The sequence below is a fragment of the uncultured Halovibrio sp. genome, assembly GCF_913056445.1.
GTDB classification, from domain to species: Bacteria; Pseudomonadota; Gammaproteobacteria; order Pseudomonadales; family Oleiphilaceae; genus Halospina; species Halospina utahensis_B.
In genome coordinates this window covers 29325-53145 of record NZ_CAJXMA010000011.1, presented here as the reverse complement: position 1 = coordinate 53145, position 23821 = coordinate 29325, and the positions used below count along the sequence as shown (strand labels likewise).

Genomic DNA, 23821 nt, shown 5'->3' with positions numbered 1-23821 from the left:
CGGGTCGTCTGCGTACTCGTGGACCAAATCAACGTTCTTAAGGTTGCCCAGCCACGCGTTCGGAAGGGGCACGCCCATGACGCTGACGCCCTTGAGTCTGACGACGGGTTTGTCGTTGTTAACGGCCAGCTCCACACCGGCATGAACCCGCAGGGTCTGCCCGCCGAGCACGGGAAAACCCTCTTCAAGCGGCACCAGCAGCACGACACTGAGCAGGTCCTGGGACAGATCGACGGCCAGCTTCCGGGCCAGATCCGTGTTGTTCGCCAGCATCCCGTTGAGCTCACGCTCACTGAAGCGAACCTCCCTGCTGGCGCCTTCTTCGCTGTAGGGTTCGGGCTCCGCTGCAGGGCTTGAGGGCGCCTGCGCATCAACGCCCAGGACCTGCAGCTTGCTCTGGAGTGTGCGCTGTTCGGAGGTGTTCAGCTCAACGGGATCGAACGCTTCAACAAACACATACTGGCTCAACAGCCAGTAACTGACCCCGAAGGTGACAACGATGGCGAGCAGTACAATCCCCAGTACCTGCCAGCCACTGAAGCCCTTTTTCACTGCTCGGCCCTGTGCCTGCTGACCAGATTCGTCCATAACGGGCTCTTCTCCCACTGGTACCTCTCCGTACCCCTATTCATGGTTCATCTTCGCGCAATCCTGCTCAGGCCGCTACTACCCACCGCATCTTGACTGGATCGGCCAAGTCCCGGGGACTGGTCGGCGGGCATCATTCGGGTTTTCCAGGGGTGGTTTGGGGTTGCCACATGTTTGGAGGCCTAAGCTTTAGCGCGCCCAGGTCCTGAGCGCAGTATTCCCCTTATCTTTTCGGTGCGGTATCGTTTTGGTTCAGGAGGTGTTTTATGAACTCAGGTATCAGAGACTTGCCCATCGACGAGCGTATCCAGCTCGTGGAAGACGTCTGGGACAGCATCGCTGAGGATCAGCAAAAGCTTGAGTTGACTCAGGCACAGCGGGAAGAGCTGGATCGAAGGCTGAATGTCTATGAGCAGGATGGCCAATCAGGCAGTGATGCTGGAACAGTTCTGGAAGGGATACGCCGGAGACTATGACTTACAACGTTCGGATTCGTCCGGACGCCGAGAGGGATATTGAAGACGCAGCCCAATGGTATGAGTTGCAGCGCCAGGGATTGGGGCATGAATTCATGGATTCGGTGGAGCAGACACTGAATCGCATCAGTGAGAATCCTTCCCTTTACCCTGTTGTTCACAGAGACTCACGCCGAGCTCTGATCAGGAAATTTCCTTTTGGCGTTCATTATGTGGTTACCGGGGATTCGGTTGTGGTGATTGCGGTTATGCACGTACGCCGTGATCCGCGCCGATGGAAAAGTAGAACCTGAACTCAGGACCAATATGCTTCTCAAGCGCAGAAAAACAAACTAGAAGCTGCGTACAGTGGTGTTCGGCGATGCTGGAAAAGTTCGTATCCGAGAAAACGGTGCTCCTTTGGATCATCTCCACTTTCAGCTTTACTCTCGTTCTCGCACTGCTGGGCGGTTTGATTATCCTCGGAATCGACGGCTGCTGGCCCATAGGCAGCAGCCACGCGGCGAGCAATTGTCTGTCAGGAATAGAGCCAGGTTTCCTATCTTTTATGCCCTCCATACTCGGAGCAATAGCTGGCACCGTCTGGACGATCAGGGAGCGAAAGGTACCCTGAAAAGGAGATTGTAAGCCTCTAAACAGTAGATCCTGAGAGCGTGCTACCGGGCCACTCGCCGGACCATTCCGGGAACTGATCGCCGGGCACCATCTGGATTTTCCGGGGATTGGTCATCTGGCCGAGGACAGTGGTGAATTTCGGTTTTTGCCGCATGTTTGGAGGCCTACGGTTTGATCAGAACCAGTTAGGGTTGTAGCTGGTTTAAGATTTCTCTATTTTGTTAAGTATGGCTATACGAAATAGAGAAAAACTAAACCGGTTAACCCAATTACTTCCGGAAGGCCTCCTGGTGGATGCGGCGTGGCTGGAGCGGCATGGTTATTCCCGTGCGCTACGTAGTCAGTACGTTACTGCTGGCTGGCTGGAGCAGCCGGTACGAGGTGTGTTTCGTCGGCCGCGAGGGGAGGTGAGTTGGGAGCAGGTTGTAATCTCCCTCCAGACCCTGCTGCAGTACCCGGTTTCAGTAGGTGGCCGCACTGCTCTGGAATTTCAGGGCTATGCCCATTATCTCCCGTTCCAGCAGCTGCAGGTCCATCTTTACTCGGATGTGAAGTTGCCAGGCTGGGTGAACAAACTTCCGATTGAACCGGAGTTTGTGGTGCATAACCGTCAGCGGTTTCTGCCCGCCGTGGAAGTGCCATCCTGGGCAACTTCTTTGACAGACTCATCCGCTGGAAGCGGGACGCCGCTTCCGGGAGCTTTAAGGGTTAGCTCCTGGGGCCACTGGAGCTGGCCCTTGATCGTTTCCACGCCTGAGCGCGCCTACCTGGAGTTCCTGGATGAGTTACCGAACCGAGGGACCTTTCACATGGCGGATACGTTTATGGAAGGGCTGGGCAACCTTCGGCCCCGGTACTTGCAGTCGCTGTTGGAATCCACACGCAGCATTAAGGTGAAGCGGCTGTTCTTTTTCTTCGCTGACCGCGAACGTCACGCGTGGCTTAAGCGTATCGACCGAAACCGGATTAATCTGGGATCCGGGAAGCGAATGCTGGTTAAGGGGGGAGTTCTGGACCAAGAATATCAGATTACCGTACCGACTGAATTTGCCAGGGAGGAAGGCAATGGCATTTAACGAGCAATATCGACGTCAGGTTGAGTTGCTGGTTCGAATCCTGCCACATGTGGCTGAGGAGGGTTGTTTCGGCCTGAAGGGCGGCACTGCCATCAATCTCTTTGTCAGGGATATGCCCCGTCTATCGGTGGACATCGATCTGACCTATCTGCCCATCGAGCCATGGGCTCGTTCATTGGCCGAAATCGACGCGGCACTGAAGCGCATTGAATCCCGTATCCAGTCCTCAGAGCCTGACGCTCGGATAACGCGGTCAACACCCGCCAGCCAGGATGAGATCACCAAACTGCTCATCCGCTCCCGGGATGGTGTACAGATCAAAATTGAGGTGACTCCGGTCCTGAGAGGCGCGGTCTATGAGGCTCAATGGATGCCGGTCTCACAGTCGGTGGAAGATGATTTTGGCTTTGCAGAGGCACAGGTTCTTTCCTTTGCGGATCTCTATGCCGGGAAGATTATTGCGGCCCTGGATCGTCAGCACCCAAGGGATCTGTTTGACGTTCACCATCTACTCGCGACCGAAGGGATCAATGAGTCGCTTCGAGCCGCGCTGATCGTCTACTTGGTCAGTCATGACCACTCGCCTCATTCCCTGCTTGATCCAATCCGGAAGGACATCACCCAGGATTTCATGCAGAGTTTTGCTGGTATGGCTGATGACGGGGTAACTCTGGAACAGTTGATAGAGGCCAGGGAACAGGTGATCGCGGACGTTGTGAAAAACATGCCGGATTCCCACAAGCAGTTTCTTCGGTCATTTTACCAACGTAAACCGGACTGGGAGCTGGTTGGGCTGCAAGGAGCCGAAAAGCTTCCCGCTGTACGCTGGCGAGAGCTGAACCTGGATCGATCCGGGGAGGGGACTTGTGATGCGATCCTGCGTAAGCTTGAAAACGTTATTTGAGTGGTGGAGGGAATATGGACAACATCAAATTGGAACAGGATGAGCAGTAAGTTCTGGACGCGTTTGAGGCCGAGGAGTTTGTGTCTGCCCTGGATGACGAGCGTCGCGATTACATCGCTAAAGCTGCAGAAGAATCCCTTAGAGAGGGTTGAGCCTTGAGGCGTTGCAGCGGCGCGCCCTGACAGAATGCTTCCAGGCCGCGCACCGCGTCATCGCCGCCGCCGGTTTGTCGTATTCCTCGTACTCAAGCAATGTTTTGACTGTGTTTAAAGGAAACACATACTACCCTTTATTTTGTTGTCTTTCTCTCGGAGCGGCGTATGTACCGAGTCAGGCGTATTGTGTTTCTGGTGGCCATACTGGCTGTGGTTGGCTGCACACATGATGAGGGGCAGGCACGCAGCCTTCAGGCTATCAAGGAGGAGGGGAAGCTGGTGGTGCTGACCCGTAACGCGCCGACCACCTGGTATCTGGGGCGCGACGGCAAACCCACGGGGCCTGAGTACGATATGGTCGAGGCTTTTGCATCGCACCTGGGTGTTGAGGTGGCATACAACATCAAGCCGTCGATCCGCTCCATCATCGAAGGCATTGAAAACGGCGAAGGGGATCTGGCTGCGGCTGGACTGACGATCACCCCCAAACGCCAGGAACGCTTTCGTTTCGGGCCGCCCTACCAGGATGTGACCCAGCAGGTTGTGTGCCGTCGCGATAACGTCCAGCCCGAGTCTGTTGAGGAGCTGGTGGGGCTGGAACTTACTGTGATCGCGGATAGCAGCTATGTGGAGCGACTGGAAGCGCTTAAAGAGAGCCATCCTGAGCTTGAGTGGCAAACCGTGGATAACCGCTCGACTGAGCAGCTCCTCTACGACGTCTGGCAGCGCGAGATCGACTGCACCATTGCGGACTCCAATATTGTCGATCACAACCGGCGTTACTTCCCGGAGCTGATCGCGCCGTTCAACCTCAACCGTTCAGAGTCACTGGGCTGGATGATGGCGCAGCCGCGCAAGGACCTTGAGAGCGCCGTTGCGTCCTGGCTGGAATCGTTCAGGAAGAGCGGGCGTTTGGAGGTCGTGAAAGAGCATTATTACGGCTACTTTGAGGTTTTTGATTACGTGGACACGCGCCGTTTGATCCGCAGGGTCGACGAGCGCTACCCGAAATACCGAAGCTATTTCGAGACGGCCGCTGAACAATACGATCTTCCTTATATTCTGCTTTCCGCCCAGGGGTACCAGGAGTCGCACTGGCGTGCACGTGCCCGCAGCCCGACCGGGGTCCGGGGGATCATGATGCTGACGCTGAACACGGCAAAAGAAGTGGGCGTGGATAACCGGCTGGATCCCAAACAAAGTATCTTCGGGGGTGCCAAATACCTGGCGAAGCTTAAGAATGAGCGCTTCTCGGATAAGGTAGAAGAACCGGACCGCACCTGGCTGGCACTGGCGGCCTATAACGTCGGGCGTGGCCACCTGCATGATGCCCAGCGGCTGGCGCGGGAACAGGACCTCAATCCGCACCGCTGGGGCGACGTCAAGCAGGTATTACCCCTGCTTTCGAAGAAGTTCATTTACCAGAATCTCAAATACGGTTATGCGCGAGGTTACGAGCCGGTGCGTTATGTCCAGAGGATTCGCGAGTATCAGCATATCCTGGAAAATGAGATTGAGGTGTTGTCAGTCGAGCCGCCGGATCCCGAATAACAGGGCATGCATCCCGCCCATGTGTCCGGGACTGGCTGATGTCGACTTTTTTTACATCATTGTTGGAAAACACCGGCAGCACCTGCCAGATCATGGACTAACCCTCTATGTTCCCTGCATTTATTTTTTATGGCCTCAGAATTGCTTTCAGAGGAAGAGACATTCAATTTCATGCAGAGGAAGCAGTCCATGAAAGCTACAGCATTCACCCGCAAAGGTCTTTTCTTCGGTGCGCTTTTGCTCGCCGCCGGTACCACAAACGCCAACCTGATTGGTAATGGCAGTTTCGAGAATCCCAATATCGCACCGGGCACCTGGGAATATTTTGAAGGCGCGGACACTGTTGATGTGCCGGATTGGGAAGGCAACAGCATCGAAATCTGGGATAGCGGCATGGTCAGTTTTGAGGCCAAAGAGGGCGATCAGTTCGCCGAACTGAATGCTCACCCCGACCTTGGTTCAGATTTCGGTATCTACCAGGACTTCAGTACTGTCACCGGGCAATGGTATGACCTCTCGTTTGCATACCGTGCTCGCGTAAACAGCCTCGAAGTTTTCAGCGTCGCGGTTACTGACATGATCATCAACAACCTGAGCGAAACAATGGATGACCATACCACGTCAGGTTGGTCGATCTATGAAGGATCGTTTAAGGCGACCTCTGTCAGCTCACGCCTGAAGTTCGCCAGTGTCGCCCCGGACGGAACACTCGGCAACTTTCTGGATGACGTATCCGTGACAGCCTCGGTGCCTGAGCCCGGCACCCTCGCGCTGCTCGGACTCGGTCTGGCGGGCCTTGGTATCTCAGCGCGTCGTCGATAAGTTGCCCCCTTTAGCGGGCGCGGCGACATCCCTGAGAGCGCGCCCATCACGCTGACGCCATTTGGTTTCATCACGGGCCGGTCATTATGAACGGCCCGTTCACCTCCCACGAACCGTCTCCCTGCAGCCTCATTCAGGGGTCATCCTTTTGCTTGAGCCAATCTGCCACACAGACGTGCCCTTTATGGGAAAACCCTACTGAATGCGGCGGGGGATTCGCTGACTGGAATCGTTTGTGAATGCGGGGCCATCGATTATTCTGGCTACTTGAGCCCCCTTCCCGAGTAACGCGATGAAACAATGGTCAAGAGCAACCCTGCAGGAACATCGTTCAGCGCTCACCGCTGCATTGATTCTGCTGGGCGTGATTCTCTGGATGCTCTCGGGCACGCTCCGGGATTCGACATCCCAGATTGAGCCGTCGGTGTCGGACAAGGCCGATAACCACATGTCCGTGCGTGTCCTGGAGTCCACCAACCAGACCATTCGGGACCAGATCATCATCAGTGGTCGAACGCTGGCCGACCGATCGGTGGCTGTGAAAGCGGAAACCGACGGCGTTGTTCAGAAACTCCATTTCGAGCGCGGCGATCGGGTGAACGAAGGCGATATGCTGGTTGAGCTGGCCATGGAAGATCGCGAAGCTCGCTTGCTCGAGGCGCGCTCCCTGGTGGAGCAGCGTGAGATCGAGTATCGCGGCGCGCAGTCGTTGCGACAGAAGGACTCGATTGCAGAGAACGAGCTGGCCCGGGCAAAAGCAGCGCTGGAGTCGGCGCGGGCTCAGCTCAGGATGGCGCTGGAGGAAGCCAGGCGCACGCGCCTGAAAGCGCCCATTGAAGGTGTTGTGGAAACCCGGGACGTTGAGGTGGGCGATTTCCTGAACCGCGGCGCACCCGTGACCACCCTTGTGGATCTGAACCCGATCCGTGTGAAAGGCTCTCTGTCGGAACGCTATCTGAATCGCATCGAGCCCGGAAGCCCTGCCACCGTGACACTGATCAATGGCTCCGAGCACGAGGGCGAGGTGGCCTTTGTCGGGCGTGTCGCCAGTCCAAAAACCCGGACCTTCCCGGTTGAAGTGGTTATCGACAACCCCGAGGGGGACATCATTGAAGGGCTTACCGCCGAAGTCACCCTCTCTGCGGGAACCGTGGTCGCCCACCGTCTGCCTTCGTCAATATTGACTCTGGCGGATGACGGCACACTCGGCGTTAAGGGGGTGAGCGACAACAGCGAGGTCGTCTTTTACCCGGTGGAGGTTGTGCGTGACACGCCCGAGGGCGTGTGGCTCACCGGACTCCCCGAGACGGTCCAGCTCATCGTCGTGGGGCAGGAATTCGTCAGTGCCGGTCAGAAGGTTGAAACCGTGCCCTATGAAAGCTTGGCTGCGCCAGGAGCATCGGGATGAGCGGCTGGATTGAATGGCTGTTCACCCGCCACCGGGCCGTATTATCCGCACTGGCGCTCTTGTTGATTGCAGGGACCTGGGCCTACACCGATATCGCCAAGGAGGCGGAGCCGGATGTGGACATTCCCTTCATCTTCGTTCATCTGGGCCTGGAGGGGGTATCACCCGAGGATGCCGAGCGCCTGCTGATCCGGCCCATGGAGGTGGAGCTGCGTGGCATTGATGGGCTGAAGGAAATGCAGGCGACCGCCACCGAAGGCGGTGGTCAGATCGTGCTGGAATTCGACGCCGGTTTTAATGCTGATGCGGTGCTCCAGGACGTTAAGGATGCTGTCGACAAAGCCGAGCCGGAACTCCCTGCCAATGCCGACGACCCGGTGGTCGAGGAGATCAACACCAGTATCTTCCCGGTGTTGCTGGTCACACTCGCTGGCGATCTGCCGGAACGAACGCTTCAGCAGCTAGCCCGCACCACCCGGGATGAAATCGAGTCCATCACCAGCGTGCTGGATGTGACCATCGCCGGTGAGCGCGAGGAGGTGGTGGAGGTCATTGTCGATCCACTGAAAGTGGAAAGCTACGGCTTACAGGTCGGCGAGATCATCCAGTACCTGAGTCGCTCCAATCGGCTCGTGGCCACGGGGAATCTGGATACCGGGGAAGGGCGCTTCGCGATCAAGGTGCCGGGGCTGTTCGAGACCGCTGAGGACGTGCTCAACATGCCGGTGAAGGTCGACGGCGATGCCGTCGTGCGATTTCGCGACATTGCTTCGGTCAAGCGGACCTTCAAGGACGCCGATGGGCATGCCCGCGTGGACGGCTTGCCGGCGGTGACGCTTGAGGTCACCAAGCGCACCGGTGAGAACGTGATCGATACAGTGGCGGCGGTGCGCGCCAGAGTTGATGCCCTGAAAGCCGACTGGCCTTCGAATCTGGTGGTCTCCTACAGCCAGGATCAGTCCGAGTTCATCGAGACGATGCTCACGGACCTGGAGAACCACGTTGTCAGCGCCGTGGTGCTGGTGATGGTTGTGGTTGTCGGCGTACTGGGGCTGCGCTCCGGGCTGCTGGTGGGCATTTCCATTCCGGGGTCCTTCCTGGCCAGCATTCTGGTGCTCCATCTGCTCGGTTATACCGTGAACATGGTGGTGCTGTTCGCGCTGATCCTGGCCATCGGGGTTCTGGTGGACGGTGCCATCATGGTGGTGGAGTACGCCGAACGCCACATGGCAGCCGGTGAAAGCCGCTACCGTGCCTATGTCCTGGCGGTGCGGCGCATGAGCAGCCCCATTGTGTCAGCCACCCTGACCACGCTGGCCGCCTTCGTGCCGATGCTGTTCTGGCCCGGGCTTGTGGGTGAGTTCATGCGCTACTTCCCCATCACCCTCATAACGACGCTGACAGCTTCCCTGCTGATGGCGCTGATCTTTGTGCCCACCCTTGGAGCCCATATGGGCAGGGCCGGTGCTGAAGCAGCATGGCAACGGCGCAACCTGCAGGCGGCTGAAAACGGCGACCTGAGTCAGATTACCGGCCCGGCTCGGCATTACCTCAGGGTGCTGGACAAAGCATTGGATCATCCGGGGCGCGTGCTGGGGCTTACCCTCGTGGGCCTGCTTGCTGCCTGGTTGCTCTACGGTGCTTTCGGTAAGGGCGTCGAATTCTTCCCCAAGGTGGAGCCGGATTTCGCGACCCTGATGGTCCATGCCAGGGGTAACCTCTCCGTTGAGCAGAAGGACGCTTTGGTTCGCGAAGTGGAGGCCGAAGTGCTCGCTTTCGATGAGGCTTTCGAGAGTGTCTACGCACGCACCGCCGGCGACAGTGGCTTCAGTTTCATGGGCGACGTGGCTGAAGATGTAATTGGACGTGTTTCCATCGAATTTGATGACTGGGACAAGCGCCCGCCCGCCAATGAGATCCTGCAGGCGATTCGCGAACGCACGGATCAGCTGGCCGGGGTTCAGGTCGAAGTGCGTAAGCTGGAGGCCGGCCCGCCCGTCGGGAAACCGGTTCAGTTACTGTTGAGCGCGAACAATCCGGGCCTCCTGCCAGAGGCGGTTGGAATCGTGAGCCAGCGTTTCAGGTCCCTGAAGGGACTGACGGACATCGAGGATGACCGCCCGTTGCCCGGGATCGAGTGGGAGCTGCAGGTGGATCGTGCCCAGGCGGCCAAGTTCGGGCTTGATGTCACCACCATTGGCAACGCTGCCCAGCTGGTCACCAATGGATTGCGCATCGGCAGCTATCGGCCCGACGACACGGATGAAGAGATCGACATTGTGGTGCGCTACCCCGAACGTTGGCGGACCCTGGACCAGCTGGATCAGCTCCGGGTTACCACGGCTGGCGGAGCGGTGCCCATCAGCAACTTCATCGAGCGCCGGGCCGAACCCAAGGTGGATAACCTGCGACGGGTGGACGCCGTTCGTGCCATGTCGGTGCGCGCGAATACCGCCCCCGGCGTGCTCGCCGACGATAAGGTCCGCGAGCTGCGCGACTGGCTTGCCACGGATCCGCTCCCGGACGGTGTCAGCTATGAGTTCAAGGGGGAGGATGAGGAGCAGCGTGCTGCTGAAGCGTTTCTTGTTCGTGCCCTTTTCGTCGCGCTTTTCCTGATGGCCGTGATTCTGGTGACCCAGTTCAACAGCTTCTTCAGCGCCGCCCTGGTGCTTTCCGCCGTGGTGGTCTCAACCATCGGGGCCTTCCTCGGGCTGCTGCTGACGAATCAGGCCTTCTCCATTGTCGTAACCGGTATGGGCATCATTGCGCTTGCCGGGGTTGTGGTGAACGACAACATCGTGCTGATTGATACCCACGACCGGCTCCAGAAGCGCGTCGCCGACCCACGGGAAGTCATACTGCGCACCGGCCTGCTGCGACTGCGCCCGGTGGTGCTGACCACCGTCACCACGATTCTGGGCCTGATGCCCATGATGCTGCGCGTGAATATTGACCTGTTTAACCGCGAAGTGGCCTTTGGGGCGCCCATTACCGAATGGTGGCTGAGTCTGGCCACGGCCATTGTGTTCGGGCTGGCCTTTGCGACGATCCTGACGCTGATTATTACGCCCTGTGCTCTGATGGCGCGGGTCAAACTGCGGCAACGCGCCTGGGGCTGAGCTCATGCTCGTTGATTAAATTGTGCGGTTCACCATCTCCGTTCAACCGCCGGTGTTGAACAGGTGGAAGTACTGCAGAAGGATCTCGTTGCCCATGGTTCTGCCGACCGCGTCGGCCGCGGCATTGTGGGGCGCCTCCAGGTCGCGGATGCGGTAGGAGAGGGTCCACTGGCTTTTGATGGGGTGGTTCCAGTACTGCAGCCCCAGGGTCAACGTGGAGAACCGCCGCTCCGGATGTCCCTGGTTGGCGAATTCATCCGCATCGAAGTCGTTGAGCCGGTTCAGGACGTCGTAGCGCGCCTGCAGCGCCAGCTTGTTGGGCTTTACGAACCAGGCGGCGTCCAGGTACCAGCCGTCGAACTCGTTGTCCTCGCCGGGGGCCATCCGCGGAGTGACGTCGCCGAGGTCCTCACCCGGGTTCGCGAAGGGCGGATTGGTGCCGTTGTAGACCATGCCGTTGCCGAAGACGTACTCCCCGGAGAAGCGCCAGGGCTGGCGGTAGTAGTGGAAGCCCAGGCCGTAGCGGTTGCGTTCGAACTCGTCGCCTTCGTCGATGGTGCCGTCCCCGCCGGCATCGAAGACCCGCTCCCCCTGCTGGCCCCAGGCGAAGAACTTGATGTCCTCCCGGCGCGGGTTGCCGCGGTGGACGCCGTCGAAGACGTAGGCAGCCTGGGCGCGCATGTAGAGGTCGCGGTTGTCGTCGTTGTCGCTGCGGTTGATGCCGTTGCCATTGCCCAGCCCGGCGGCCCAGGTGCCCTCCCAGTGCTCGGAGATCCGGAACTCGTCGAAGGCCATGGCGCCGATATCGCGGTAGGAGCTGATGGAGCCGTCGAAGCCTGATAATCCGGGATCTTCATCGCTCGGCCCCTTGTTGGCCCGAACGTACCGCTCCAGCACCTGCTGCCGGCTCACCTCCGAGAAGCTGATGTAGTCGTAGGCGGGAATTGCGCGCAGCCCCTCGTCCACCAGCGGCCACTGGAACTGGCCGATACGCAGGCTGACACCGGGCTCCCAGATGTCGTCGCTGCCGCCGCCAGCGAAATGGCGGAAGGTCATGGAGGCATCGGTGAGCTGGGGGCTGGGGCTGCCGCCGTCGGGGTCGGCCAGGCGGGTGATGCCGTTGTTGCCCCACTCGGTGAGGAAGAAGTAGTGGATGTCCTCGTCAGTATTGTTCAACGCTCCGCGCACGCCAACCCGAGCCTGGGAGAGGTTGAAGCCGGAGCTGCTGGAGCGGTCCGGGGAGAGAGTGTTGAAGATGGGGCGCTGACCGTTGGGTGCCTTGTCGCTGTCGTCGATGTCGCGGTAGGTCGGCTGGATGAAGCCGAAGACCGACATGGTCGGGGCGCCCTCGGGCGCCTCGGCGCTGTTGAGTACCAGCCAGTTGGCGGCGCCGGCTGGCGCGGTGACCAGGGCCAGCGCCGTCGCGAGCGCGATGCGCACGTGGGTGCCGTTCATGATGGATTCCTTGTGGCTGTTCGCGATCACATGTCCGGGTCGTTACTGCGTGCCCTCCCCAAGGGTGTGGCCGCGAACCTCCTGGTTGTAGAGGCAGGCGTGGTCATGCCACTTCTCTGCAGTGCTGGCCTTGTCGCCCTCCCAGCGGGGATCCTGGGGCCGCTCATGGCTGTTCATATAGGCGGACACGTCCCACGCCTCCTGGTCGGAGAGGGCGGCGTGCTTTTTCACGGGGTTGGCCTTGCCCAGGGGCATGTTGTACTTGATGAAACCGGCTGCGGTGTTGATGCGGTGCATGCCGGCGCCCCAGTTATAGGCCTTCTCGCCCCACAGAGGCGGGAAGATCTGCTTGCCGTCGGCGGTGAACTTGCCGCTGCCGTCCCCGGAGTGGCAGACGGCGCATTGGGCCTCGTAGATGGACTTCCCGCGGGAGATGGAGTAGCCGTCCTCCGGTTTCTCGACACTGCGGTAGCCACGCCCGGGCAGGTTCTCGCCGATGGGCGCGCCCCTGGCGGACCAGAACATGAATGACTGCATGTCTTTCAGGAGCTGACTGTCCGGCTTCGGCGGGCCGCCGGCCTCGGAGGCTCCAGCGTTCATCGAGTAGGTGAAGCAGCCGCGGATGCGCTCATCCATGGTATTCACGTGGTCGTTCTTGCCACGGTATTTGGGGTAGATCCCCCAGGCGCCCCACATGGGCGAGGAGTTGGCGGCCATGCCGCCACCCAGGTGGCAGTTGGCGCAGTTCTGGCCGTTGCCTACGTGGCGTTTGGCCTCCGGGTGCTGCAGCGTGTTGACGAAGGCCTCCATGCCGCTGCGTACGGCTTCGCCGAACTCACCCTCGGGCAGCTCGTCCATGCCGGGGTAGTCGAAGTAGCTCTCGCCCTTGGCCTCGGGCGCCTCTTCCAGCTCCACCTGCTTGGTGAGGGTCTCATCGTCCTGGGCGAGCGCCGAAGCGGGGATGAGAAGGGCGGCCGCCAGGAACAGCGCGGTGTGGCGGGCGAGCCCGATGGTATCCTGATGGGTCTTGTTCACGATGGCCTCCACGATGGCTATTCGGCGGACGGACGGGCGGGCTGCGAGGCGAACCAGGCGGCCACAGCCTTGATCTCTTCCTCGGTCAGGCGCTTGGCCACTGAGGCCATGAGGTCATTGGGGTCGTTCTGGCGGTTGCCGTCCTGCCACGCGGTAAACTGGTTCTCGATGTAGCTCGCGTGCTGCCCGGAAATGGCGGGAAAATCGGCACCCACGCCGTCACCACCGGGGCCATGACAGGCGACGCAGGAGGGAACCCCCTTGCGCCACAGGCCCTGCTGGGCAATAGCCTGGCCGCGTTCCAGAACGGACTTGGCGGCATCCGTGCCCGGCGCCTCTGCCGGCACTTCCATCTCGGCGTAGTATTCGGCCACCGCCCGGCGTTCCTCGGCGGAGAGGCCGCTGGCAATGGGCTTCATGGTGGCGTTGTCGCGCTCACCACTGGCCATGTCGTCGAGCTGCTTGGCGAGGTAGTCGGCATTCATGCCGGCCATGCGTGGCCAGCCGGCCGCGCCGTTGCCGCCCCCATCGGCTCCGTGGCAGGTGACGCAGGCAGCCGCGCCGTTGTCATTGCCCTCCTTCGCCAGTTTCTCGCCGAGATCGTTGGCTGCGGCTGTTGCCGGCGCCAGTGCGATGAGTAACAGCGCTGGCAGGGGCCCGAGTCGATGGCGACGTTGCATGCGCTCGCTCCTGGATGGGGTTCGGCTTTCCCGGTGCCTGACTGACCGGCCTTCTATTAGAATATTAATAGATTCTAATGCGCGGACTGTCAAATCAGAGCAGAGCAGGCATCTCCCCACGTCCCTGGGGGTACTGAACTGGATCCAGGGAGCTGGACCGCTTGCAGGTCACCTTTACTCTGGTGCAGGTCCGGGGTGTGGTGGGGCACGGGGTTGAATTCGCCCTCGCTCCCACGCATATCTCTGGTGCAGGGCATTCACAGTGATGCCATTTCTCCAGATGATGTTCCAGCCAACGGGAGGAAGCATGGAAAAGCGGGCATTCGGCAACACAGACATTCAGGTGACCCCCGTCGGGCTCGGCACCTGGGCCATTGGTGGCTGGATGTGGGGTGGTACGGACGAAGCCCAGTCCATCGATACCATTCACAGGGCCATCGACAAGGGGATCGGTCTGGTCGATACGGCGCCGGTTTACGGTTTCGGCCGCTCCGAGGAGATTGTGGGCAAGGCGCTGGCCGACGGTCGTCGGGATCAGGTGGCGCTGGCCACGAAAGTCGCCCTGAACTGGAACGATGATCACGATAAGGTCTGGCGGGACGCGAGTGCGTCGCGCATTGAACAGGAAGTAGACGATTCCCTCAGGCGTCTGCAGACGGACAGGATCGACATTTACCAGGTCCATTGGCCGGATCCGGAGACGCCCATGGAGGAGACCGCCCGGGCGCTGGAAAAGCTCTACCAGGCGGGGAAGATCCGCGCCATCGGTGTCAGCAACTTCACGCCGGCGCAGATGGACGAGTTGCAGAAAACCGTGCCCCTGCACAGCCTGCAGCCCCCCTATAACCTGTTTGAGCGGGACATCGAGCAGGAGACCCTTCCCTATTGCCGGGAAAACGGCATTGCGACCATCACCTACGGCGCCCTGTGCCGAGGCCTGCTGACGGGCAAGATGCGCGAGGATACCCAGTTCACCGGTGACGATCTGCGTAAGAACGATCCCAAGTTCCAGGGTGAACGCTATCGCCAGTACCTGAACGCCGTGGCGGAACTGGACCGGTTCGCCCGGGAGCGGTACCAGAAGAACGTCCTCGCGCTGGCGCTTCGCTGGCTGGTGGATCAGCCCGGTGTGACGACGGCGCTCTGGGGTGCCAGGAGACCGGAGCAGCTGGATCCGGTCGGTGAGATCGACGGCTGGTCGCTGGATAAGGAAGCGATGACTGCCATCGATGAGATCCTGGCCCGTTGCATTGATGATCCCGTTGGGCCCGAATTCATGGCGCCTCCGAGTCGGTAATGGGGGGTCTTCTTTGGCCGCGGGCTGGCCATTGGTATGGCACTGGTGGAGCAGGAAAACCTGTCCCGCCCCTGATATCTGCTTTATCCTGCGCCACCATCCCATGAGCCAAGGAACCTCCTACGTTGAGCCAGATGTCTTTTTCCACCCTGGGGCTGCAGCCGGCGCTGCTTGAGAGCCTGTCGTCGCTGGGCTACGAGACCATGACGCCGATCCAGGCTCAGAGCCTGCCGCCCATCCTGGCCGGGCAGGACGTCATCGGGCAGGGCAGGACCGGTTCGGGCAAGACCGCGGCCTTTGGTCTGGGGCTGTTGAGCCGGCTCAATGCCGAGCGCTTTCAGGTTCAGGCCCTGGTGCTTTGCCCCACGCGGGAGCTGGCGGACCAGGTAGCGCGGGAGATCCGCCGGCTTGCCCGGGCGACGGCCAACGTGAAGGTGCTGACCCTGTGCGGTGGCACGCCCATTGGGCCGCAGATCGGCTCGCTGGAGCATGGCGCCCACATCATCGTGGGCACGCCGGGGCGGATTGAGGATCATCTGCGCAAGCGCACCCTCGACCTGGGCCGACTGGAAACCCTGGTGCTGGATGAAGCGGACCGGATGTTCGACATGGGGTTCGAGTCCGCCCTTGAGGCGGTTTTCGGGAGTGTTCCGGGCAAGCGCCAGAACCTGCTGTTCAGCGCCACTTTCCCCGATGCGATCCAGGCCGTTGCGGAACGCCACATGCACAACCCGGTTCGCGTCCAGGTGGAGGAAAGCCACGACGACAGCAGTATCCGCCAGCACTTCATCCGCCTGCCGGATGAGCAGCAACGCATGACCGCGTTGCGCCTGCTCCTGCTGCAGCTCCGGCCGGCCTCTGCCGTGGTCTTCTGCAATACCAAGCGCGATACCCGGGATCTGGCGGATGAGCTCTGCCGGCACGGCTTTGATGCACTGGCCCTGCACGGGGATCTGGAGCAGAAGGAGCGCGACCAGACCCTGGTGCGCTTTGCGAACCAGAGCGCCTCGATCCTGGTGGCCACGGACGTGGCGGCCCGGGGGCTGGACATTGACGCGCTGGACGCGGTGTTCAACTACCACATCGCCCGCGACAGCGACGCCCACACGCACCGCATCGGCCGCACGGGCCGCGCCGGGGAGCAGGGCAGCGCCTACACCCTGTATACCGAGAAAGAGAGCCATAAGGTGGTCCGGCTGGAGGCCGAACTGGACCTGAGCATTGAGCCCGAGTCACTGCCGCCGTCTGAACGGCTTGAGGAGCGCGCCTACAAGGCGCCGATGGTGACGCTGCAGATTGATGGCGGCCGGAAGCAGAAGGTCCGCCCCGGCGATGTGCTCGGGGCCCTTACCGGCGATAGGGGGATTGCCGGTAAGCAGGTCGGTAAGATCGATATCGCCGAGAACTGGGCCTATGTGGCCGTAGCGCGCGACGCCGCCAAACCCGCCCTGCAGAAACTGCGTGACGGCAAACTGAAAGGTCGCTCATTCCGGGTCAGGGCGATCTGAATCCCGCGGGACAATCCCCAGCTGCCCGTTGACCTCATCCCGGATGGCCCGGTATCGCTCGGCGTTATGGATCAGCGTTTCCAGGTCGTCTTCAGGGAAGATCTCCTTGCGTTTCTTTTGCGCCTCTTCCGTCGAGAAGATGGATGGCAGCAGCTGTTCCAGGCAGCGCAGCATTACCTCGGGCGAGACCGAGGCACCCGGTGAGGCCCCCAGCAGCGTTCCATAGGTCTTATCCTCGGACACCACGATTTCGGTTCCCATCTGCAGGTCGCCGTCCTTGATGATCTGCACCCGCTGGCCGGCCTGGATGGGCTTCCAGTCGAACTTCTTACTCATACCGGGTGCGAACTGCTCCAGCTCCTCGAACATGCTCTTGCTGCCCTTGAAGGATTCGGAGAGCAGGTACTTCACCAGCGGGAAGTGTTCCATCGCCACGGAGAGAAGGCTGGGGATGTCGTGCACGCGCAGGGCCCGCAGGTAATCAAAGAAGCCGCGGCCTTTCTCGAGGATGGGATTGAACGAGGCGAAGGGGCCAAACAGCAGGTAATGCTTGCCCTCCACCACCCGCAGGTCCAGGTGCGGCACGGACATGGGCGGCGCGCCGACTTTCGCCTTACCGTAGGTTTTGGCGGTGTAACGTTTGGCCTCTTCCGCGCTGATCTCGGCCTGCAGGAAGCGCCCACCCACGGGGAATCCCGCGTAGCGGCTGCGGAACGGCAGGTGACTTTTCTTCAGCAGCGGGAAGGCGCCGCCGCCGGCACCGACGAACAGCACATCGGCTTTGTACTGCACGGGCTCTCCGTGGCGATACGCTTCGACGAGCCAGCTCCCTGTGGGACTGCGGTGGGCCCGCTTCACATGCACCCCGTGTTCAATGGTCACACCGAGGTCCTGTACCAGGTGGCTCGCGATCTGGCTGGTCAGGGCGCCAAAATTGATGTCCGTGCCGGTTTCAACAACGGTGGCCGCCATTTTTTCGTGGCGGGGCCGGTCTTCCATGGTGTAGGGAATCCAGCGCTTGATCTCATCAAAGTCTTCCGAGTAGCGCATCTGCTCAAAGAAATGATGCGCGGACATGTCCCGGTGGCGCAGCTTTAAAAGATCAATGGCCTGGGATGGGACGATGGTGCAGTGTTTGGTTTGATTGATGAACGTTCTGGGGTCGTTGATGATGCCCTGCCTGACCAGGTATGCCCAGTACTGTTTGGCGACATTGAACTGCGCGTGAATCTTCAGGGCTTTATCGACCGAGATGACTTCTTCGTCGACCGGTGTGTAGTTGAGTTCGCAGTTCGCTTCGTGGCCGGTGCCGGCGTTGTTGAAGGCGGACGAATTGCCCGCTCCCACACTGTCCGTCCGTTCCAGAATCGTGATGTCGAGTTCGGGGGCCATTTCCTTTGCCAGGGCGGCAAAAGTGGTTCCCATGATCCCCGCGCCGATGACGATTACGTTCATAATATCTGCCCGTCCGCGTATCCGGTGGCGCGTGGCGCCACCCGGTTTCCAGAATGAATCTAACACGGCCATGGTATGCCGTGAATGAAGGTTTTGAACGCCCGCGTCAGGGGGCGAGCGTCAGGGTCAATCCCTGGTCGGGGTTGATGCGCCCTTCCAGGGTATCCTCATACGCCTGGGCCACAGCCTCAGCGCCGCGCACGTCACGGATTGTCATCCAGCCTTCCATGGACGCAACCAAAGGCGCCCAGAGGCCTGCAAAACGCTGCATGAGCGCGGCTGTGCCGTATTCCCCGGCGGCCTGTTCCCAGTATTTGGGCGCGAAAAACAGCTCCGGTTTGGGGCCGGGCAGGCCCTTGCCGCCACCGCGCTGGTCCCAGTGGGAGGCGCCCACCAGTGAGCTGAACTGCAGCTGGTCGCCGAAGTGCTCATGCAGGCGGCCAAGCACCTGGCCGTTGCCGGCGAAGTCCACGGAGACGCTGGCCTGGTCGGCATCCAGCGTCTCCAGTTCATCATAGGGCACCACCCGGTCGTAATAGCCCAGCCGGCGCACGAATCCGGCATGGCCGGGGGAGGTCAGGGCGGTCAGGACCCTGGGCCCGCCGCGCGTCTCACGCTGATGGTTGAGCATGAACGCCAGCCCCAGCGCTGTCTTGCTGGAGGCACTGGTCAGGATCACCTGCTCCGCCTCAAAAAAGGTCTGCCGGGCCAGGAAGTCGTCCAGCAGGAAGGAGGTGACCAGAAGCGGGCGCAGCAGCATCTGGAAGGCTTCGTGTTCCGGCCGGTAGGCCGGGTCGTTGGCGGTGAACACGTACTGGTTGTAGATGCCCGGAAGGTCCTGGCGATGGGCGGCGATGTCAGTGAAGCCACTCTTGCTGACACGCCCCGGCTGCACCCTGAGCTGGCGCGCCATGGGCAGGTAACCGTAGATCCGTGTGCCTTCCGTCACGTCCGGATGCCGTGATGCGGCCACATCGGCGAAGCCCCAGACCGGGATCTGGCCCCACGGCTTCTCGACGGGGAAGAAATCCCAGTAGTGAAATGCATCGCCCAAGGCGGCGTAGGTGATGTTGTTGGCGGTGAAGGAGAACCGGTCAATGGCCAGCAGTACCTCGCCCTCGGCCAGCTCCTCGGGCTGGATGGGATCCTGTTCCAGAACACTGTGTTTGTGGAGGTTCTCGCGGTTGACCACAAAGGTGGTATTGGAAGAAAGGGTCATGGGTGTACCTTCATGGGTCAGTCGACAGTAGCAGTCCTGTATTGTTAGCAACCACTTTACTGATCTTCGCGGGGAAGACCCAATGCAGTTTTGCATGGATCGGTATTGTCTGGCTGTGGTCCTCCTTGGCCATTTGAGCTTGGAGTTGTAGATTGCAGGCAGTGAACTGTCGAAATGAGTGCCGGAAATAGGGGCCATGCCATGCGGATTGGGTTTATCGGAATCGGGGCCATGGGGAATCCCATGGCAAAAAACCTCATCGATGCGGGCTTTGATGTCACCGTCTGGAATCGTTCCGGTGAAAAATGCCAGCCACTGGTAGCCGCCGGTGCCAGGCAGGCCGAGTCGCCCGCGGAATGTGCCACGGCCGATGTTCTTATAACCATGCTGGCCGACGATGCGGCGCTCGATGCCGTACTGCGGGAGCATGATCTGATCGGGGCCATGGCTGCGAAGACCGTGCATGTGAATATGGCCACGGTTTCAACAGCGACCGCCGTTGAGCTGGCGCAACGTCACGCCTCTGCCGGAAAAGCCTATGTGGCGGCACCAGTGCTCGGACGGCCGGATCTGGCAGCGGCTGCCAAGCTCAACATCGTGGCCGCGGGGCCTGCTGATGCGATTGAGCAGGCACGACCTGCGCTGGGCAGGATCGGGGCGAAAGTCTGGCCCTGTGGTGACGAGCCGGTTCGCGCCAATGCCATCAAGCTCGCCACCAATACCATGCTGGTTTCAGCGGTCGAGTCCATGGCTGAAGCCACGGCCATGACAGCGGCCCACGGGATCGAGCCGGGCGATTTTCTGGAGATCATTACCAGTTCCATCTTCAGCTGCCCTGCTTACCTGGGGTATGCCCCGGCAATGGAGAAACGGGATTACGACAACCCCCAGGGCTTCAAGCTGAGGCTTGGTGCCAAGGACATTGACCTGGCACTGACCGCAGCACATGCCGGCAATGTGCCCATGCCCATGAGCGCGACGGCGCGGGAGCGGCTGACCGAGGCCATGGCGGCAGGCGACGGGGATAAGGACCTGTCAGTGCTGGCTGAGACGGCGCGGCGCAGAGCGAATGTATAACGAGTTTTTCGGGTTCCGCGAGTCGCCGTTCACGATCGCGCCCGACCCCCGCTATCTCTACCTCAGCGAGCGCCACAAGGAGGCGCTGGCGCATCTGTTGTATGGCGTTTCCGGGCAGGGCGGATTCGTGGTGCTGACCGGGGAGGTGGGCACCGGGAAGACGACCCTGTGCCGGCGGTTCCTGGAAGAGATTCCGGAGAATGTGGATATCGCCCTGGTGTTCAATCCGAAGGTCAGTGCCCGGGAGCTCCTGGCCACCATTGGCCGCGAGCTGGGCCTTCCGGAAGTCAGCCGGTACTCGACCATGGAGATGATCAACCAGCTCAACGATTACCTCCTGAAGGCCCATGCTGAGGGCCGGCATACGCTGGTGGTGATCGATGAGGCCCAGAACCTCTCGGCGGACGTTCTGGAGCAGGTGCGACTGCTGACGAACCTGGAAACCTCGGAGAAGAAGCTGGTCCAGATCGCCCTTCTGGGTCAGCCGGAGCTGGCCACCCTGCTGGACAGCCCCCGCCTCCGCCAGCTTTCCCAGCGCATCACCGCGCGCTACCACCTGGATCAGTTGAGCCGCAGGGAGACCTGTAACTACATTGCCTACCGTCTGTCCGTTGCGGGCCAGAAAGGCACGATTTTCAGCCGGCGTGCGCTGGCGGCGGTTTACCGGCACAGCCATGGCATTCCCCGGCTGATCAACCTGATCTGCGACCGCAGTCTGCTGGGCGCCTATACCCGCAATTCCCTGACGGTGAACGCGGCCACCGTTCGCCGAGCGGCGCGGGAGGTTCGTGGTGATGAGCGTGCGGGGCGTTCCCGCCTGGGCTGGTTCAGGCGAGGGGCTTCCCAGTTCAGGCTGGGCGTTGGTGTGTTTGTGCTGACGGTGGCGGCGGGCCTGATGCTTGCCGAGGGCGGGCCCGAGAGCCCGGCGGTCGATGAAGGCGATGCCGCAGGCGAAGGGCGTGTTGAGCGAGAAACCGGTCCCGGCACCAACCAGCAGGAAGCGGGCCTTTCCCTTGGCTCGCTGAGCTCCGATGCTTCACGCACCCGGGCCTATAAGACCCTGTTCGATGTCTGGGGTTATGATTACCGCCCGAGTGAGCACGGCCAGGCCTGTGACTGGGGCCAGACCCGCGGGCTGGGGTGCCTGCACCGGCAGGGTAACTGGAGCCGTCTGGCGGTACTCGACCGGCCTGCCGTTCTGGAACTGATCAATCAGCAGGGAGAGCCGGTGTCGGTGGTTCTGCTGGCGCTGGAGCCTGGCCGGGCACGCTTGGAGGTGGGAGGCGAACGGCAGTGGGTTTCCCGTGAAGCCGTGGAAACGGTCTGGTTCGGTGGCTACTCGCTGCTGTGGCGTGTACCACCGTGGGAGTCCCGGCTGATCGAGCCCGGCAGCACCCGGAACCGTGAGCTCTGGCTGAAGCAGGCCCTGAGCAGGGCGGAGGAGGCGCTGTCCCTGGAGCCCGGCGCGCCCGGTGATGCGCTTGAGCCGCGGATCACGGCCTTCCAGCGCCGCGAGGGGCTGCGGACGGATGGGGTTATCGGCCCCCTGACGATCATCCGCCTGAATCACTACATGGGGCGTTCCGTTCCGACGCTTTCCCGTGCATCATCCGATCCGTTGTCAGGCTGAGGCAGTCCCATGTCCTATATCCTGGATGCCCTGAAAAAATCCGAGGCCGAACGTTCCAATACGGAACCGGGTGAGGCCGGTCACCGGGTATCCTTCGCGTCCACGCCAGGCAAACAGCGCGAGCTCTGGCCCTACCTGCTGGCGCTGGCCCTGATGGCCAACGCCGCCGTGGTGGCCTATCTGGTCTGGCCTGAATACGCTCCCGAAGACGAGGCCGCGGTGCCTGAGCATGTGGCGCCGGTACAGAGCCCCCGGCCCGCGGAAGAGACAACGGCAGAGCAACCAACGAAGTCCGCCATGGAATCGACCGCCCCCTCCTCCGGGGCGCCGGACCAGAACCCGCCAGATAACGACTCCTCCCCGGACCGCACGGCGGATGCCCCAGAGGAAGAGGTGCCATCGATCCATGACATGCCCCGCTCAGTCCAACAGCGCGTGCCGGAGATGACGTTCAACGGCCATGTCTGGTCCTCCAGGGCCTCCTCCCGGAGCGTGATGATCAATAACCGGTTGCTGCGCGAAGGTGCCCGTTTCCAGGGGCTGGTCATTGAGAAAATCACCACCGCCGGCGTGGTTTTCCGGCTGGATGGGCACGTCTTCGAGATCGATATCGTGAGGGACTGGCAGGGAGGCTCCTGAGGCGTTACTGCTGGCGGCTTTTCGGTCCGGCCTACTTGCGGATCGCTGGATCCTTGGCGCACTCTGGCAGTCCATTCCCCTTCTGGAGCCCTTCATGCGCGTTTTCGCCAACCCGGTCGGTGCCGGCTCGCTCTGGTTCGATAACCTCGCCACGGCCGATGGTACGCCAGTCGCCTATGATCCCCAGGCGCGGGCGTTTCTACCAATGCCGCCGTTCTGCGCCAACCGGGACCGCATCGGCTGCAACTGGATCGCGCCTGAGAAAGGGGCTTTCTGCCGCTCCTGCGCCATGACCGAGCTGGCGCCTGATCCTTCCATTCCCAATGCCATCCCCAACTGGGCGCAGACCGAGGCGGCCAAGCGCTGGGTGCTGGATAACCTGGGGCGCTGGCACTGGTTCCGACCCGAGGACCCGGGGGCACGGCCTGCGTTCCATCTGATTGCCGAAGGGGCGACCCCCGCTCCCATGGGGCATGCCGGCGGTGTGGTGACCATCAGTGTGGCGGAGGTCGATCCGGTGCTGGTCACCACCCGCCGGGAGGCACTGGACGAGCCCTACCGCACCATGATCGGCCACATGCGCCATGAGATCGCCCACATGCTGTGGTGGCGGCTGAGTCTGCGCGAGGATTTCCTCGATGCATTCCGGGCCATGTTCGGTGACGAACGCATCGATTACCCGGCCGCCCTTCAGTATCACTACGAGAATGGCCCGCCGGCGGAGTGGAAGCAGTACTACCTCACCAGCTACGCCTCCGCCCACCCGCATGAGGACTGGGCGGAAACGGCGGCGCACCTGCTGCATCTGACGGACATCGCTGACAGTTTCGTGGCAACCGGGCTGTCATCGCCGCAGATTCCCCATCCCGGCTGGGATCCTTACTCGGAGCCGGACGCGGAGCGCCTGATCAACATCGCCGCGTCGCTCACGGTGGGGGTCAATCACGTGAACCGTTCCATGGGGCTGTCGGACATCTACCCCTTCGTGCTCTCGGATCACGCCCGCCAGAAGATGGCCTTCGTGCACAACTGGCTGCGTCGTGGCGCCCAGGGGCTCTGAAGCCAGTGTCCTTCGGCCTCCAATAATTGTTACTGTATCGCGCCTGAGGGCG

20 protein-coding genes are annotated in these 23821 nt (G+C 61.2%); 14 read left to right on the top strand and 6 right to left on the bottom strand.

The features are described 5' to 3' along the window. Positions 1 to 588, bottom strand: a 588-nt coding sequence (locus QZ501_RS04270) for a hypothetical protein (RefSeq protein ID WP_295717465.1), incomplete at its 3' end; no start/stop codon positions are given. Between the two features lie 266 nt (positions 589 to 854). Between QZ501_RS04270 and QZ501_RS04265 the strand changes: the two genes are divergently transcribed. The 8 genes from QZ501_RS04265 to QZ501_RS04230 all read left to right on the top strand — a co-directional run bounded on the left by QZ501_RS04265 (position 855) and on the right by QZ501_RS04230 (position 10714). Then, positions 855 to 1064 carry an addiction module protein gene (locus tag QZ501_RS04265; protein WP_295717462.1) on the top strand — a complete coding sequence of 70 codons (210 nt, stop codon included), beginning with the start codon at positions 855 to 857 and terminating at the stop codon, positions 1062 to 1064. Continuing rightward, positions 1061 to 1357, top strand: a complete 297-nt coding sequence (locus tag QZ501_RS04260) for a type II toxin-antitoxin system RelE/ParE family toxin (protein ID WP_160897674.1) — start codon at positions 1061 to 1063, stop codon at positions 1355 to 1357. Before QZ501_RS04265 ends, QZ501_RS04260 begins: the two co-directional genes overlap by 4 nt. A 549-nt stretch (positions 1358 to 1906) precedes the next feature. Continuing rightward, the gene (locus tag QZ501_RS04255) at positions 1907 to 2755 is read left to right on the top strand and encodes a type IV toxin-antitoxin system AbiEi family antitoxin domain-containing protein (protein WP_295717469.1); all 849 of its coding nucleotides are present in this window, start codon (positions 1907 to 1909) and stop codon (positions 2753 to 2755) included. Beyond that, positions 2745 to 3659: a nucleotidyl transferase AbiEii/AbiGii toxin family protein gene (locus QZ501_RS04250; protein WP_160897675.1), complete on the top strand. Its 915-nt coding sequence runs from the start codon at positions 2745 to 2747 to the stop codon at positions 3657 to 3659. Before QZ501_RS04255 ends, QZ501_RS04250 begins: the two co-directional genes overlap by 11 nt. Before the next feature lie 320 nt (positions 3660 to 3979). Next, on the top strand, positions 3980 to 5365 hold the full coding sequence (mltF, locus tag QZ501_RS04245) for a membrane-bound lytic murein transglycosylase MltF (RefSeq protein WP_295717458.1): 1386 nt from the start codon (positions 3980 to 3982) through the stop codon (positions 5363 to 5365). 189 nt (positions 5366 to 5554) lie between these two features. Beyond that, positions 5555 to 6187, top strand: a complete 633-nt coding sequence (locus tag QZ501_RS04240; protein WP_295717456.1) for a DUF642 domain-containing protein — start codon at positions 5555 to 5557, stop codon at positions 6185 to 6187. A 292-nt stretch (positions 6188 to 6479) separates the two neighbouring features. Then, complete coding sequence (locus QZ501_RS04235; protein ID WP_295717454.1) at positions 6480 to 7595, top strand: efflux RND transporter periplasmic adaptor subunit; 1116 nt, start codon at positions 6480 to 6482, stop codon at positions 7593 to 7595. Beyond that, entirely contained in the window at positions 7592 to 10714 is a 3123-nt protein-coding gene (locus QZ501_RS04230; protein ID WP_295717452.1) for an efflux RND transporter permease subunit, read from the top strand. The genes QZ501_RS04235 and QZ501_RS04230 overlap by 4 nt, the downstream gene beginning before the upstream one ends. Before the next feature lie 42 nt (positions 10715 to 10756). Here the strand turns inward: QZ501_RS04230 and QZ501_RS04225 are convergent, their stop codons facing one another. From QZ501_RS04225 to QZ501_RS04215, 3 genes are read right to left on the bottom strand one after another with little or no spacing between them, the layout of a single operon-like run. After that, the gene (locus QZ501_RS04225; RefSeq protein WP_295717450.1) at positions 10757 to 12169 is read right to left on the bottom strand and encodes a hypothetical protein; all 1413 of its coding nucleotides are present in this window, start codon (positions 12167 to 12169) and stop codon (positions 10757 to 10759) included. Positions 12170 to 12211: 42 nt separating this feature from the next. After that, on the bottom strand, positions 12212 to 13204 hold the full coding sequence (locus tag QZ501_RS04220) for a c-type cytochrome (protein ID WP_225741756.1): 993 nt from the start codon (positions 13202 to 13204) through the stop codon (positions 12212 to 12214). 17 nt (positions 13205 to 13221) lie between these two features. Further along, positions 13222 to 13884: a c-type cytochrome gene (locus QZ501_RS04215; RefSeq protein ID WP_192497376.1), complete on the bottom strand. Its 663-nt coding sequence runs from the start codon at positions 13882 to 13884 to the stop codon at positions 13222 to 13224. A gap of 307 nt (positions 13885 to 14191) precedes the next feature. On the opposite strand from QZ501_RS04215, the gene QZ501_RS04210 reads away from it, so the two are divergent. Continuing rightward, positions 14192 to 15181, top strand: coding sequence for an aldo/keto reductase (locus tag QZ501_RS04210; protein WP_295717441.1), 990 nt, complete (start codon positions 14192 to 14194; stop codon positions 15179 to 15181). A gap of 134 nt (positions 15182 to 15315) precedes the next feature. Further along, entirely contained in the window at positions 15316 to 16689 is a 1374-nt protein-coding gene (dbpA, locus tag QZ501_RS04205) for an ATP-dependent RNA helicase DbpA (protein WP_295717438.1), read from the top strand. Here the strand turns inward: dbpA and QZ501_RS04200 are convergent. Further along, a complete protein-coding gene (locus QZ501_RS04200) occupies positions 16666 to 18144 on the bottom strand; it encodes a malate:quinone oxidoreductase (RefSeq protein ID WP_295717436.1) in 1479 nt (492 codons plus the stop codon). The genes dbpA and QZ501_RS04200 overlap by 24 nt on opposite strands. A 106-nt stretch (positions 18145 to 18250) precedes the next feature. Further along, positions 18251 to 19363, bottom strand: coding sequence for a DUF2855 family protein (locus tag QZ501_RS04195; RefSeq protein WP_295717434.1), 1113 nt, complete (start codon positions 19361 to 19363; stop codon positions 18251 to 18253). A gap of 174 nt (positions 19364 to 19537) precedes the next feature. Here QZ501_RS04195 and QZ501_RS04190 point away from each other — a divergent pair, with 174 nt between their 5' ends. The 4 genes from QZ501_RS04190 (at position 19538) to QZ501_RS04175 (ending at position 23769) form a co-directional block, all read left to right on the top strand. Continuing rightward, positions 19538 to 20440: an NAD(P)-dependent oxidoreductase gene (locus QZ501_RS04190; RefSeq protein ID WP_295717431.1), complete on the top strand. Its 903-nt coding sequence runs from the start codon at positions 19538 to 19540 to the stop codon at positions 20438 to 20440. Continuing rightward, positions 20433 to 22070 (top strand): AAA family ATPase, encoded by a 1638-nt coding sequence (locus tag QZ501_RS04185; RefSeq protein ID WP_295717428.1) that lies wholly within the window; start codon positions 20433 to 20435, stop codon positions 22068 to 22070. The genes QZ501_RS04190 and QZ501_RS04185 overlap by 8 nt, the downstream gene beginning before the upstream one ends. Before the next feature lie 9 nt (positions 22071 to 22079). Further along, entirely contained in the window at positions 22080 to 22709 is a 630-nt protein-coding gene (locus QZ501_RS04180) for a general secretion pathway protein GspB (RefSeq protein WP_295717425.1), read from the top strand. Between the two features lie 94 nt (positions 22710 to 22803). Beyond that, positions 22804 to 23769 carry a putative zinc-binding metallopeptidase gene (locus tag QZ501_RS04175; protein WP_151441185.1) on the top strand — a complete coding sequence of 322 codons (966 nt, stop codon included), beginning with the start codon at positions 22804 to 22806 and terminating at the stop codon, positions 23767 to 23769. Positions 23770 to 23821 lie beyond the last annotated feature (52 nt).